The 11,873-nt window shown below is 63.0% G+C and carries 13 protein-coding genes; 3 read left to right on the top strand and 10 right to left on the bottom strand.

The genetic code is table 11. The features are described from left to right. Position 1: 1 nt before the first annotated feature. Both NP503_RS30905 and NP503_RS30900 read right to left on the bottom strand, forming a co-directional pair. A complete protein-coding gene (locus tag NP503_RS30905) occupies positions 2 to 763 on the bottom strand; it encodes a PTS glucitol/sorbitol transporter subunit IIC (RefSeq protein WP_013529328.1) in 762 nt (253 codons plus the stop codon). A gap of 88 nt (positions 764 to 851) precedes the next feature. Further along, positions 852 to 1,289, bottom strand: coding sequence for a transcriptional regulator GutM (locus NP503_RS30900; protein ID WP_127269447.1), 438 nt, complete (start codon positions 1,287 to 1,289; stop codon positions 852 to 854). Positions 1,290 to 1,484: 195 nt separating this feature from the next. Between NP503_RS30900 and NP503_RS30895 the strand changes: the two genes are divergently transcribed. Beyond that, entirely contained in the window at positions 1,485 to 2,126 is a 642-nt protein-coding gene (locus NP503_RS30895) for a hypothetical protein (RefSeq protein ID WP_024503716.1), read from the top strand. A gap of 93 nt (positions 2,127 to 2,219) precedes the next feature. After that, positions 2,220 to 2,894: an HAD family phosphatase gene (locus NP503_RS30890; RefSeq protein ID WP_127269448.1), complete on the top strand. Its 675-nt coding sequence runs from the start codon at positions 2,220 to 2,222 to the stop codon at positions 2,892 to 2,894. On the opposite strand, the gene NP503_RS30885 is transcribed toward NP503_RS30890, so the two are convergent. From NP503_RS30885 to NP503_RS30860, 6 genes are all read right to left on the bottom strand, one after another. After that, the gene (locus NP503_RS30885; protein ID WP_127273819.1) at positions 2,891 to 4,066 is read right to left on the bottom strand and encodes a DUF930 domain-containing protein; all 1,176 of its coding nucleotides are present in this window, start codon (positions 4,064 to 4,066) and stop codon (positions 2,891 to 2,893) included. The genes NP503_RS30890 and NP503_RS30885 overlap by 4 nt on opposite strands. 108 nt (positions 4,067 to 4,174) lie before the next feature. Beyond that, on the bottom strand, positions 4,175 to 4,933 hold the full coding sequence (locus tag NP503_RS30880; RefSeq protein WP_127271828.1) for a 5'/3'-nucleotidase SurE: 759 nt from the start codon (positions 4,931 to 4,933) through the stop codon (positions 4,175 to 4,177). Further along, on the bottom strand, positions 4,930 to 6,096 hold the full coding sequence (locus NP503_RS30875) for an MBL fold metallo-hydrolase (protein ID WP_127272593.1): 1,167 nt from the start codon (positions 6,094 to 6,096) through the stop codon (positions 4,930 to 4,932). The genes NP503_RS30880 and NP503_RS30875 overlap by 4 nt, the downstream gene beginning before the upstream one ends. Then, complete coding sequence (locus tag NP503_RS30870; protein ID WP_127270931.1) at positions 6,096 to 7,175, bottom strand: ABC transporter ATP-binding protein; 1,080 nt, start codon at positions 7,173 to 7,175, stop codon at positions 6,096 to 6,098. The genes NP503_RS30875 and NP503_RS30870 overlap by 1 nt, the downstream gene beginning before the upstream one ends. Continuing rightward, positions 7,163 to 8,866 carry an iron ABC transporter permease gene (locus NP503_RS30865; protein WP_127272591.1) on the bottom strand — a complete coding sequence of 568 codons (1,704 nt, stop codon included), beginning with the start codon at positions 8,864 to 8,866 and terminating at the stop codon, positions 7,163 to 7,165. Before NP503_RS30865 ends, NP503_RS30870 begins: the two co-directional genes overlap by 13 nt. Positions 8,867 to 8,954: 88 nt before the next feature. After that, positions 8,955 to 9,941: an ABC transporter substrate-binding protein gene (locus NP503_RS30860; protein ID WP_127272592.1), complete on the bottom strand. Its 987-nt coding sequence runs from the start codon at positions 9,939 to 9,941 to the stop codon at positions 8,955 to 8,957. A gap of 259 nt (positions 9,942 to 10,200) precedes the next feature. Here NP503_RS30860 and NP503_RS30855 point away from each other — a divergent pair, with 259 nt between their 5' ends. Continuing rightward, positions 10,201 to 11,172, top strand: coding sequence for a sugar-binding transcriptional regulator (locus NP503_RS30855; RefSeq protein ID WP_127271282.1), 972 nt, complete (start codon positions 10,201 to 10,203; stop codon positions 11,170 to 11,172). Between the two features lie 29 nt (positions 11,173 to 11,201). Here the strand turns inward: NP503_RS30855 and NP503_RS30850 are convergent, their stop codons facing one another. Both NP503_RS30850 and NP503_RS30845 read right to left on the bottom strand, forming a co-directional pair. Then, positions 11,202 to 11,570, bottom strand: a complete 369-nt coding sequence (locus NP503_RS30850; protein WP_127271283.1) for a hypothetical protein — start codon at positions 11,568 to 11,570, stop codon at positions 11,202 to 11,204. Between the two features lie 115 nt (positions 11,571 to 11,685). Continuing rightward, the coding region (locus NP503_RS30845; RefSeq protein ID WP_206517196.1) for a 2-oxo acid dehydrogenase subunit E2 at positions 11,686 to 11,873 on the bottom strand (188 nt) is incomplete at its 5' end.

The following is an 11,873-nucleotide window of genomic DNA, read 5'->3' as shown; positions in this document are numbered from 1 at the left end:
CTTACAGCTCGACGCCCTGGCGGCGTGCCATGATCGCGGTGATGCGTTCGGTCAGCATGCCCTTGAGCAGGATGACGACGAGGCCGACGATGGCGTACCAGATCGCCACCTTGACGTGGTAGCCGGCGACGACGACGCCCTTCTTTTCCAGCTCCAGCAGCGCGACGAGAATGCCGCCCCAGACGAAATACTCGCCGGGATTGATGTGCGGGAACAGACCGAGCGGCGGGTGCACATAGGACACGGCCGCGTCATAGAAGGCCGGCTTGTGCTTTTCTTCCAGGAACGATCCGAACGTATAGGCCATCGGATTGGTGAGGAAGAACACCGCCAGCAGCGGCAACAGCGTGTAGCGCGTCAGCGCGATCCGGCCGGCGCCGCGCGCCAGACCATGCACGCGCTCTTCACCGACCAGTTCGGTGACGGCGTAGAAGGCCGTCATCAGCACCACCAGCGTCGGAATGATGCCGGTGACGAAGCCGGCGAAGACCTCGCCGCCCTTCTGGAAGATGCCGATGAAATACTTGCCGATGGCGGTCAGCCAGCCGAGCTGCTCTTCCTGCTGGACGTCCTTCAGCTTTTCCTTGAACTGATCGACGGTGATCGGTCCGCTGTCCGCTTGTGCGAGGACAACGAGATGGTCGGAGGCATGCTCGACTGCGAGCTTGCCATGCAATGCGGCATCCGAGACCATGGCACCTGCGACATGCAGATTGTGCACGGCCATGTCGGCATGCTGCGCCAACAACGAAAATACAGACATTTCTCCTCCTTATGCCACCCGCCAGTTGATCCCAGTCGGTGCGCGGCGTCCTCTATCCCTCTGATTTAGAGCCCGAAATCCTCCGGCTCTAAGCCCTTGCTACATTCAAACCGGACAGGCCCGGCTTCTTCCCCGGCTCCGACCGTGTCTTGTCGATCTGCTCGATCGCTCGTTTCACGGCCTCGGCCACACCGGGTTCCCCCTCCCCCATGATTGCAGGGTTGGACCGGAGTTTATCGAGGGGAACACCCTCGAACTCTTCATGTCTTTTGAACTTGGTGAAGACGGAACGGCCGCTCATCACCATCAGGCGGCGCACGACCAGATCGGGCGTCACCACGACGAGCGCGATGGTGCCCTTGGCCAACCGGCCGCGAAAATTGCCGGCTCCGACGAAGCCGTCCTTGTACTGGTCGGTGACGCCCCTGAAGACATCCGAATAGTGCCGCATCTGCAGCCAGACGCCGAGCGACTGCAGCGCCCACACAATAACCAGCAGAAGCAGTCCCCACTGCCAAATCGCCATTCGGTTCTCCTCCCGAAGCCTCAGTTGAACCGCACCTTGGACCGGCGCGTGACAACAGCAAAGTGAGAACATTTGTTTCCGAGAATGTCAATATGTATGATATTGGCCTCGGCTGCGGTCATCCACAAGGGCGCTGACCGATTTCGGCGGTGCCACCGTTGTGCTAGGCTGACCGGGAAACAGGATACGAGGAACATGGATCTGCCCTTCAGGGACGAACTGGCCTTGATGCCCGATCTTCGCCATCGGCTGCGGCAGTTGCGCTGGTTCCGCGCCACCTTTCGCGGCAGCGCGAAGGTGGTCTCGGACACGTTCGGCGTGCGCTTCGAGATCGACGAGGCCAAACTCACCAGGGCCTTTCTGGACTGGGTCGAGATCATGGAGGCGCAGAAGCGCTTCGCCGCGATCGACCGCGCCGACTTCATCGTCTTTGCCGCCGGCCTCGTGCTGCGCGAGTTGATAAAACAGGCGCCGGCAAAAGAAATCTCCGGCCTCACCCAGCTGATCGAGACAGAAACGAACGCCGGCACGCTGGAAATCGTCCGCTTCTGGCCGGAGGGTTTCCTCTACACCAACTACTGCGTCTCGGTGATTTCGGCGATCCACGAGCAGGAATTCGGCACGGCACCCGGCATCGACAAATGCGCCGACGATTTGCGCACATGGTGGTCCTATCGCGAGAACGTGACCGAGATGCCGGCCTATGCGGTGGCTTTCCTCGACCGCTTTCTCGGCGCCGAGCCGAACTGGATCACCCCGGATCGCGCGCAGTCCCGGCAAGCCATGCAACGGGCGCTCGGGTCTTCCCGTGCGAGCGATGCGTTGCGCCAGCTTTGAGCCCGCTCTTCGCGCCCTCAAAACGCACGCGCTATTGAACATTTGACTTTTTGCCGATAGCGATGTGCGAAAATTGACTCGAGAGGGAAACGCGTGGCGCCACCAAGGCCTATTATTTTCGATTGCGACGGCGTCCTTGTCGACAGCGAGCCGTTGGCCGCCCGCGCCTATGAGCGCGTCTACGAAAAGCACGGCATGCCCGGTGTCAACACCAGCATCATCGCCCAATGCATCGGCATGAAGCAGTCCGATATCATCGCGAGGATCAAGGATTTGACCGGCCACCAGTTTCCGGCGGCGGCGGACGGCGACATCTGGGCCGAGACCAAGGTGCTGTTCTCGCAGGAATTGAAGCCGACACCGGGAATCACTGCGTTTCTGGAGACGCTCGCGGGCGACCGCTGTGTCGCCTCGTCCTCCTCCGTCGAGCGCATAAACCACAGCCTTGCCGTGACCGGGCTGGCGCGTTTCTTCGGCGATGCGATCTACAGTTCCTCGATGGTAAAGAACGGCAAGCCCGCGCCGGACATCTTCCTCTTCGCGGCGGACAAGATCGGCGCCAATCCCGTTGACTGCATCGTCATCGAAGACTCGCCCTTCGGCATCCAGGGCGCGGTCGCCGCAGGCATGACGGCGATCGGCTACACCGGTGGCGGCCATACCTATGCCGAGCACGCCGCGCGGCTGACAGCTGCCGGTGCCGATTTCGTCTGCGCCGACTGGCAAGAAGTTAGCCGGCAATTGGCTAGGTTTGGTGTGCCGGCCTAGTTTAGACGATACTTTGTGAATCCACGGCTGGCCCATTCGCCAGGCGGCACCAATGAGCCCACACGGAAGTTGAAGGACAGGACCCTCGTCGCATCGGCGTCGACTTCGCATCGGAAATTTAGGTTGTACCAGGCGTTTCTGGTGCTGAAGGCGGCCTGCGGAGGATTGAGAACATTGCCTTTGTCCAGCGTAATGGTTGGCACCCATTTGACCGTATAGTCGGCACTTTGCAGTTCCCGGCTGAGGACATTGCCGCAAAGGGTGGCCACGCGTTGACCGCGCGGGACATTCTCCATGGAGCTTGTAGCGAACGCATTGCCGGTTGCCCCTTGCGAGTAAAGCTTTCTGACGCCCGGAAGGCCGGAATAGATCGGTGATCCTGCAACGTCGTCGTTGGTGGGATTTGACCTTCCAGCATTCCCGATCGGCGCTTTGAAAGCTCTTGCGGGTTTGAACGTCATTGTCTTGGCAGGTTTGGCTTTGGGCTTTGCCTTTCCAGTCGAGGCTGGAGGCGCCGGCTTGTCGCCGATCTCAGCCGCCAATGGCTTTGGCGTCACGACGGCTTGCTTTTCGGCGGGTTGCGGTGCGGGTTCCTGTTTGTCCGGCTGCTGTTTGTCGGTTTCCTCGGTCGCCTGCTTCTCCTCGCTTTGCGCGGGCTTTTCGTCCGGCGCAGCGGTGGCTGGCTTCTCGTCAGGCTTGCTGGGCTCCGCCTTCTGCTGTGGCGTTGCAGCCGGGGCGGGCTGGGTCGGCGTGGGTGTCGGTGCTACAGGCGGCTTCACCGCCTCATCCTTGGCCGGCGACGGCGTGCTGGGCTTAGCGCTGCTTCCGTCGAGCGATTTCTCCGGCCCGGTATCTTTCTGGCCGTACTGGAAAACGCGCTTCAGAACCTGGTCGTCTGGCGGTTTCGGCGGTTCCGGAGGCGGCTTTTGTTCAGGCGGCTTCTCAGCCTTCTTTTCAGGTGTCGGTTCCGGTGGCTTTGGAGCAGGTTTCGGCTTGGGCTTCTCGGGTGGCGGCACGATCGCGACATTGACGGGCTGTTCCTGCTGAACCGGCTGCTGCTCGGGTCTCGGCAGGCCATAGACCAGAAACGCCGCGATGAGCGCATGCAGGATCAGCGATGCGGGCAAAGCCCACAGCAGATGCCGCCGCCGTTCTCCTGTCTCGCCCTTCATCCTCACCGATGTGGAATGAAATAGCGGCGGCTTCAAGCATAGGTGGTGGATTGGCTTGATTTAACCGCTGACAGGTTGGTGATCGGATGACGACGCGCAGACCCCAGGTCAGCCAGTTTGCCGCTGGCGCGGGATCCCGTCCAGAAACCGTTCGTCCAGCCGTGTCTCGCCAAACCAGTTCAGCCGGTTGATGCTGATGAAGCCGGCATCGATCGCCTCGTTTTCGTCACCCGGCTGGCTGTCATGGGCCCGACCGCGCGGCACGGTGATGACTGTATGATCGCCATCGCTTTCCACGATCTCGGCCTTGCGAGCGATCTTGTCGCGACCGATGCGCGGCTGCCGGATTTCGGCCGGCAGCAAGGTCGGCAGGTTGATGCTCAGCCAATGACCCTCAGCGGCCCAGTCGGCGCGCGATTGCCACAATGAAGCGATGAGCGCGCCAAGCCATTGGTCGTCGCCATCGGTGAAATCAGGATTTTTCACGCGTGAGAACCCGATGGCCGGAACGCCCCAGAACGTCGCCTCCCGCGCAATGCCGAGCGTACCGGAATAGGCAAGGTCCTCGGCAGCGTTGCGGCCATCGTTGACGCCCGACAGCACAAGGCCCGGCTTCTCGGAATCGGCGAACAGCCAGGTCATGGCGCTTACCACGCAATCGGCCGGAGTGCCGGAACAGGAGTACCAGTTCGGTTTGACGCGCCGCATGGTCAACGGCCTGGCAATCGTCAATGACGAGCCGGCAGCGGTGCGCTTGCTGTCGGGCGCGACCACCCAGACATCGTCGCTCAACGCGCCGGCCGCATTGACCAGACGGGCAAGCCCCGGCGCTTCGATGCCGTCGTCGTTGCAAATCAGAATTCTCATCGTTTTCTTGCCTCCGACACCACTATGCGCTGGCCGGTGCGGCATTGCGTGCGCAGCGACGGGATGTGGGTTTGCAGATCGCCGAGAAGGTCCGGCGTGCAGGAATGACCGAGTGCGGCGGGACGACCGGCCTTCTCCCAGATGTCGACATTGCCCGGCAGCGTCGGATGGGTCGGCATGCGCACCCAGTCCGCTCGGCCGGCCTTGTGCAACAGATCGCCCGGCGAGCCTGACGGCAGATGGCCGGTAAGCAGCACCGGAAAACCGGAATGGTCGGCACGCGGCAAGAGGCGCGATGACGGGCCGGCTTCACCCATGCCGTCATCCGCCAGCAACGGCGTGGACGGCAGGGGATCAGCATCGGTCCAGTCGGCTGCTTCCTGCAAGCGGCGGCGCAGCAACGCTGAAACGCCCGGCAACAAGGCTGCCGTGGCGCCGATCTGCGCTTCCAGGGACGAACGCATGCCGGCATGGATGGCGAACGGGCCAGGCAAGGCCGCGATCAGCTCCAGCGACCGACCCGAGAGCGGCGTCGGCAAAAGACACCCGCCCGAATGCCCCGCAACCCACTGCGAGATTTCGAGCGCCCGCGCCGCGCCCGGCACGGGATCGGCACCATAGGAGGCGTCGAGAACAAGAAGATCACAGTGGGGGATCGTGTCCATGACGAAGACATTGCTGTCCGGCACCACGTCGGCGGAATAGGCGACGCGGCTCTCGCCATCGTCGACGGCAAACCAGACGCCGCCCACCACATGCCCGGAGCGTCCCGTCCGGATCGTGAGATTTCCGCTCTTCAGCGTATCGCCGGGTTGGAACAATTCGATGCGGTCTTCGGGAAAAGGGAACCGCCTGAAATCCTCGGGCTCAGCATAGCCCGCGAGCGTGGCGGGCGCCTCATTGCGGGTCTCGGCCGTCATGAAGATCGGGCCGGCATAGCCACGCGACAGCAGCCAACTCAGTGCGCCGACATGATCCTCATGGGCATGCGAGACGAACAGCGCGTCGATGTCGGCGACCGACCCGTTCAGCACCGGATAGTAGTCCGCGCCCGAGGCGCCGACCTTGATGCCGACGTCGAGCAGGATGCGATCCTTGCCGCTGCTGACAGCAAGACTGGTGCGGCCCTTTTCGCCAAAGCCGCCGAGCAGGTCGAGCATCATCACGATGCTGCCCCCGCCGCCGGGATCAGCCAGCCGGAGCGTATCCGCAGACGCGCATGGGCTCCGCTCTCCAGCAAAACCGGGTCGGGCTGTTCGAAATGCAAAGTGAGATCGGGACTGGTCGAAGGCGCGAATTCGATGCGCGCCGAGCCACCCTGGTAGATCACCCGCTTGACCAGACCATCAAAGCCGGGGCCATCCGGCGACACGTCGAGATCGGCCGACCGGCAGCAGACCTTTGCCCCGGTTCGCGGCCGCTCGCCTGGCCGGCAGCGGACAACCAGTTCAGCGCCGAGAACCCGGACCTTGCAGTGGCCCCTTTCTTCCGCGCTCAACACATCCACGGGCAGCAAAATGCCTTGCGAAATGAAGGATGCGACCATTTCATTTGCCGGCTCATGATAGAGCTCGCGCGGCGTCGCCAGCTGGGCAAGGCGCCCGCCATCCATCACCGCGATGCGGTCGGCCAATGCCATCGCCTCGGCCTGATCATGGGTGATGTAGACGATGGTGGTGCCGGTGCGCTTGTGGAAGGATGCGAACTCGTCCTCCATCGATGCCCTCAGATGCACGTCGAGATTGGCCAGCGGCTCATCGAACAGCACTAGCGAGGGCGCGGCGACAAGGCAGCGCGCCAGCGCCACGCGCTGGCGCTGGCCGCCGGAAAGATTGGCCGGCCGACGCTCGCCCAGCCCTTGCAGATTGACAAGGGCGAGTGCGTCTTCAACCTTCCGGCGGGCGACAGCCTTGTCGAGCTTCGCCACCTTCAGCGAATAACCGATGTTCTCGGCCACCGTCATATGCGGCCACAGCGCATAGTTCTGGAAGACGATGCCGACGCGCCGCTTTTCCGGTGCGACGCTGCAGCCCTTGCCCGACACGACCTCGCTGCCGATGCGGATTTCGCCCGAAGTCACTTTCTCGAATCCGGCCACCAGCCTCAGCAACGTCGTCTTGCCGCAGCCGGAAGGGCCGAGCACCGCCAGGAACTCGCCGTCGGCGACGTCGATCGACACGTCCCTGACGGCATCGAAATTGGCGAAGCTCTTGGTCACATTGTCCAGGCTCAATCGCGCCATGGCAGCACTCCGGTCGGAAGGTAGGGGGCAAGCAGATTGGTGACCAGCATCAGCACGAAGGTGACCGCCACGGTGATGACGGACATCGCCGCCGCATAGTTGGAATCGCCGCCCTGCTCGAAGGAGAACATCACCACGCCGATGGTTTCCGAGCCCGACGACCACAGCAGCGCCGAAACGGTGAGTTCGCTCAGCGCCGTCATGAAGATCAGCAGGCCGCCGGCGATCGCCGCCGGTGCCACCAAGGGAAAGATGATCGTGCGCATGCGCGTGAACAGCCCGGCGCCTGCCACTTGCGCAGCCTCCTCCAGCGCCCGGTCGATCTGGTGATAGCCGCTGATGGTTGGCCGCAGCGCCAGCACCAGGAAACGGGCGAGATAGGCGTAGAGGATGATCCAGACGGTGTTGTAGAGCTGGATGCCGGTCAGCGGGATCGGCCGCAGGAACATGAGCAGCGAGGCGATGGCCAGCACCACACCGGGCAGTGCATAGGGCAGTTCCACCGACAGATTGAGCAGCCGCACCCAGCGCTGCTTGCCCCAGGCGATCAGATAGCCGATCGGCACGGCAACCAGGACCGCGAAGAAGGCCGCCGCGATCGACAGCCAGAAGCTGTTGAAGAAGGCGCGGCCGGCCGCGTCATGCTCGAACAGCACGAAGCGATAATTGTCGAGCGTCGCCGTCTTGGCGGTGAGCGCGATGCCGTAGCCCGGCACCAGCGATGTCAGAACCAGCCCGAACAGCGGCAGGAACAGCACCACGATGATCAGCAGCCACATGCCGGCCTGGACCGTAGGCCGCCAGCGGCCGAGTTCGTATGGCTCAGCCGAAAGCGACGTGGAGCTGATGCGATAGTCGCGGCGGCGGCTCATGATCTCCTGGGCAAGGATGCCCGCCATGGCGATGATGCCGATCAGCACCGACAGGAACGCGGTTTCGCCGAGCACGGCAGGGCCGCCGCCGGCCAGCTTCTGATAGATCAGCGTCGGCAGCACGAGATAGTTGGCGGGAATACCTAGAAAGGCCGGAATACCGAAATTACCGACGCAGGAGACGAAGGCGAGTGCGGCGGCGGCCATGATCGACGGCGTCATCAAGGGCAGCACGATGGTGACCAGCACGGTGAACCAGCCGGCGCCGCCCGCCCGCGCCGCTTCGACCAGCTCGCGCGGCAGCTTGCGCAGGCCGGCGCGCACCAGCAGGAAAACCAGCGGCCCATACTGCACGCCGAGCAGCAGGATGATGCCCAATGTCGAATAGAGCGGATTCCTGGTACCGAGCGGCGGTGCCGCCCCGAACAGCTTGAGGAACGGGCTTGCCGGGCCGAACAATTGCAGCCAGGCCAGCGCCGTCACCTGCGGTGCGATCATCAAGGGCATGACGTAACAGAGCACCATGGCGCTGCGAGCGCGGATATCGGTCAGAGTGACGAGGACGGCCACCAGCGTACCCGACAACACCGCAAGCAGGGTGCCGCCGATACCGACGACCAGTGTGTGCCAGGTGGCGACCCAGGTCGCCGGACTGGCGAGCCCCGCCTTTATCGCGACGGCCGACAGCGTGCCGCCGGGTGCCACGATCTCCTTGATCAGGCGCAGCATCGGCAGCAGCGAAAGCAGGACGATGACGATGGCCACCGCCGCCGTCAGGACCATTTCCTGGCCCCGGCTTTCCCTGATCCGTGTTGACATGATTGCTTTTCCTGGGATCGATCAGCCGATGCGCTCGGGTTTCGCAGTCGGCATGCCGCTAGGGGGGCATGCCGACTGGATTGCCGGCTCAGCCGCCGAACAGTTCCGAGAACTTCGCCTTGTCGGCGTCGGTCTTGGCGACGATTGCCTTGGTGTCGAACGACATCACCTTGACCTTGACGCCTTCCGGCAGCCATTCGGGGCGGCCGACCGAGGCGCGCGCCGGCAGATAGCCCATCGAAAGCGCAAGCTTCTGGCCGTCATCGGAAAGAATGAAGTCGACGAACTTCTTGGCGCCATCGACATTCCTGGCGGTCTTCATGATGGCGACCGGTTCGGTCACTGCCGGCACACCTTCCGAGGGGAACACGAACTCGACCGGGGAACCCTTCTTCTTGGCGTTCATCGCCATGAAGTCGACGAGGATGCCATAGGGCTTCTCGCCCGATGCCACCGACTTCAGCACCGCACCATTGCCGCGCACGCTGACGGTGTTGTTGGTCTTCAGCTTCTGGAAGAAATCCCAGCCATAATTGGTATCGCCGACGAAGCCCGAAAGCAGGTAGGCGGCCGCACCCGAATAGAGCGGGCTCGGCATGACCAGGCCATCTGCATAGGCCGGCTTGGCGAGATCTGCCCAATGCTGCGGCTTCTCGGTCGCCGCGGTGTTGTAGACGATGCCGGTGGTGATCAGCTTGCTGCCGAAATAGGTCTTGCCGGCATCATAGGCATCCGCTTCGATGCCTTCGAGCTTTGCCTCGGGATAGGGCAGCAGCCGGTCGTCCTTCTTCAACAGCTCCATCGAGACCGCATCGGCGATCAGAAGCACGTCGGGCTGCGGGCTGCCGGCGGCAAACTCGGCCGCCATCTTAGTCAGGATATCGCTCGTTCCCGAGCGATAGATATTCACATCGATACCCGGCTGTGCCTTCTTGAAGGCATCCACGGTCTTGGCCGCGTCGGCTTCCGGCTGGGACGTGTAGAGCGTCAGTGTTTCGGCGTTTGCCACGCCGGCAAACAAAGTTGCCGCGAGTGCCAGCTGGCTGGCCAGCAGCTTGATGAAGTGCGTCTTCAATGAGACCTCCTGTCTTGTCTGTGCATGACCGGTCCGGCTCTGGCCGGCTCCCCGTCTCTTCCTCCCTGCACGGCGCATATGACTGGTGGATGACACAGCGCGTGAAACCCACAAAATATGTTCATATGTACGATGTCAATTACAAATGAACAGAAATGTGCGACAATCGACACGCCGAAGATCCGGCATCAGTTGACATCCGGCCGGTGTTTCCTTGATGAGCACCGGGCAGGCCACGGCTCATGAGGGACAGGAACCGATGACCACAGAAAAACCCAGACAGGCTCGCCTGCCGATGGTCTCGTCGGACCTTAACGTCAAGACGGCATGGCTCTACTATGTCGAAGGTTTCACCCAGGAACAGATCGCCGAAAAGCTCGATGTCTCCAGGGTGAAGGTCATGCGTACGCTGGCCTCCTGCACCGCCGAGGGCATTGTCGTCACCATGATCAACGCGCCGACCGCCGGACAGGTGGCGCTCGAGCGGGAACTGGAAAAGCGCTGGGGTCTGAACGCCGCCGTCGTCATCCCGACGCCGTCGGGGCATGACCATCTGGAGAAGGCCATCGGCCATGCCGTCGCGGCCTACCTCGGCGAGCAGATGCAGGACGGCATGACGCTGGCGATCGGTGGCGGCGCGACCCTGCATGCCAGCCTCGGCTTCCTTGCCCGCCGGCAGCTGAAGCGTGCCTGCGTGGTGGCGCTCGTCGGCAGCCTGCCGCACTCGCAATGGATCAATCCATCGATTGTCGCAGCCAAGGTCGCAGACGTCTTCGAGGTCGACAGCTACCAGATCACCGCGCCGGTGACGGTCGACAATTCCTCGCTGCGCGATCTCCTCTGGGCGCAGCCGACCCTGCAGGATGTGCGCCAACGCGCGGCCGCCGCCGACATCGCGCTGCTCACCGTCGGCGACATGTCGCCGGACGCCACCATCTTCCGGCATGGCATCGTGCCGTCATCGCTGATCGCTCCGCTGAAAGCGAAGGGCGCGGTCGCCAACATGCTGTGCTATTTCGTCGATGCCGCCGGCGGGCTGGTCGACCACGAGGTCAACAGCCGCGTCATGGCCATCGATCTCGATGTGGTCAGCAACGTGCCTAATGTCGTTCTTGCCGCGGGCGGCAAGCGCAAGGTCGCGGCGATCCTCGCCGCGCTGAAAGCCGTCGACACCAACGTGCTGATCACCGACAGCGATACCGCCACGGCGCTGCTTGCCAAGGGCGGCTGAGCCGGTTCGACTGGCTCCGGTGTTTCCCGCTAAATGAGCCCGCGCTCGCGCAAAAAATCCTCGACACCGACATGGGTCATGGATTCGAATTCGGCGACCGCCTCGGCCACCCGCTTGCGCTGCGCCGCCAACAGTGTGAACACCTGCTTCATCTCGCCGGAAACACCGAAACGGCTCCACCGCTCGGCGATGTGGGTGGGCAAGCCGATGTCGGCGCAGAACGCGTCCAGGCTGTCATAGCCGAGGCTGGCGACGAGCTGCCTGGTCTCGTCCGCCGACATGCGCGGCTCGAAGGCGTGGTCGTGCAGGCGCTGCGCCACCAGCTTGATGTCGGATGGCGACGCGCCCATGACCTTGCCGAACAGGGTTTTCACGTCAGACGGGTCGAATGCAGGCATATTTTGGCCTCCCTGGATCGCAATCCAGATAGAACATGGGTCAAGGGTCGGCGCCTGACAAGTCGTTTCTGTCGTAAGCCGGCGCATCATTCGACGCCGGCTTCTGCTTGATGGATCAGACCAGCAGGCCCATCGGATTTTCAAGGAGGTTCTTGAAGGCGACCAGCAGTTCGGCACCCAGCGCGCCGTCGACGGCGCGGTGGTCGGTCGACAGCGTCACCGACATCACGGTGGCGATCTTGATCTCGCCGTTCTTGACCACCGCCCGCTCCTCGCCGGCGCCGACCGCCAGGATGGTCGCAT

Source organism: Mesorhizobium sp. SEMIA396, from assembly GCF_024518615.1.
Lineage (GTDB): Bacteria > Pseudomonadota > Alphaproteobacteria > Rhizobiales > Rhizobiaceae > Mesorhizobium.
The sequence above is the reverse complement of the archived record's forward strand: the minus strand, read 5'-3'. Positions and strand labels throughout refer to the sequence as shown.

What these genes read in the sequence shown, in the direction of transcription:
- NP503_RS30905 (WP_013529328.1), bottom strand. Translation starts at nt 763, where the DNA reads ATGTCTGTATTTTCGTTGTTGGCGCAGCATGCCGACATGGCCGTGCAC.
- NP503_RS30900 (WP_127269447.1), bottom strand. Translation starts at nt 1,289, where the DNA reads ATGGCGATTTGGCAGTGGGGACTGCTTCTGCTGGTTATTGTGTGGGCG.
- NP503_RS30895 (WP_024503716.1), top strand. Translation starts at nt 1,485, where the DNA reads ATGGATCTGCCCTTCAGGGACGAACTGGCCTTGATGCCCGATCTTCGC.
- NP503_RS30885 (WP_127273819.1), bottom strand. Translation starts at nt 4,066, where the DNA reads ATGAAGGGCGAGACAGGAGAACGGCGGCGGCATCTGCTGTGGGCTTTG.
- NP503_RS30880 (WP_127271828.1), bottom strand. Translation starts at nt 4,933, where the DNA reads ATGAGAATTCTGATTTGCAACGACGACGGCATCGAAGCGCCGGGGCTT.
- NP503_RS30875 (WP_127272593.1), bottom strand. Translation starts at nt 6,096, where the DNA reads ATGATGCTCGACCTGCTCGGCGGCTTTGGCGAAAAGGGCCGCACCAGT.
- NP503_RS30870 (WP_127270931.1), bottom strand. Translation starts at nt 7,175, where the DNA reads ATGGCGCGATTGAGCCTGGACAATGTGACCAAGAGCTTCGCCAATTTC.
- NP503_RS30865 (WP_127272591.1), bottom strand. Translation starts at nt 8,866, where the DNA reads ATGTCAACACGGATCAGGGAAAGCCGGGGCCAGGAAATGGTCCTGACG.
- NP503_RS30855 (WP_127271282.1), top strand. Translation starts at nt 10,201, where the DNA reads ATGACCACAGAAAAACCCAGACAGGCTCGCCTGCCGATGGTCTCGTCG.
- NP503_RS30850 (WP_127271283.1), bottom strand. Translation starts at nt 11,570, where the DNA reads ATGCCTGCATTCGACCCGTCTGACGTGAAAACCCTGTTCGGCAAGGTC.